At 48.6% G+C, this 835-nt stretch carries 1 pseudogene; it reads right to left on the reverse strand.

From position 1 onward, the window contains the following. Window positions 1-835: pseudogene (locus KIV40_RS27835) on the reverse strand (histidine kinase dimerization/phospho-acceptor domain-containing protein); the annotation flags it as partial.

Below are 835 nucleotides of genomic sequence, written 5' to 3' on the forward strand. Positions count from 1 at the left end.
GCCATGTCGACACTGCGCTTTTTAATCAAGGTTCGAAGGCGACAAACGATCGCATCGGCACGCTCTACTTGGGTCTGGATTTTTTCTAATACCGGAACAATATCTTCATGTGGACGCTTCTTGGCTAAGCGCAACAAACCTCCTTCGCTATAGTTTCTAATTGCGGCCAAAGGCTGGTTGATCTCGTGTGCCAGACTGCTACCCAATTCACCAACAATAGCCACTCGTTGTGAGTGTTCCAGCATTTCACTCTTTTCCTTTAAACGAGACAAAGTTGCCTCGAGCGCCTTTTTGCTTTTGCTAAATCGGTACTCCAACCAGAAGTGATAGCCATTGAGTACAATCACAAACAGGAACAGAGCCCATGCCCACTCCTGATGCAAGCGCAACCAACGAAGTGCTTCTCTCCACCAAGGTTGTTGCAGTGGATGGAGATCCATTGCTTGATAGAGTTTATCAATAGACAGCAGACTGACCGGAGATGTCCAACCGGAGGCTTTGGCAGCAATCGCCGCAGCATGTTCCTCCGGCATAGAAAGCAAGGCTCGGCTTATTTGCTTCGCCAGTGTCGACGACCCTCGTTCGGTTTTAGCAAATGACCAGTTTGGGTACAACGGCGTTGACACCGCACAGTCGGTTTGAGGAAGTTCAAGCGGACTTAACACCCGCAATTGTCCCTCTTCCAATAATCCTTCACCTTCCATTTGTTCAACAAGACAAGCAGGTACAACTGCCGCTTCTACAGTGTGGTCACGCAATTGGTAAAGATTGGCGTCTATCGGAAAACCTAACTAACGCACATCCGAGAAAAAATCATTCGGACCAAGCCCCCGTT

It is taken from the genome of Vibrio sp. D173a, from assembly GCF_030248475.1.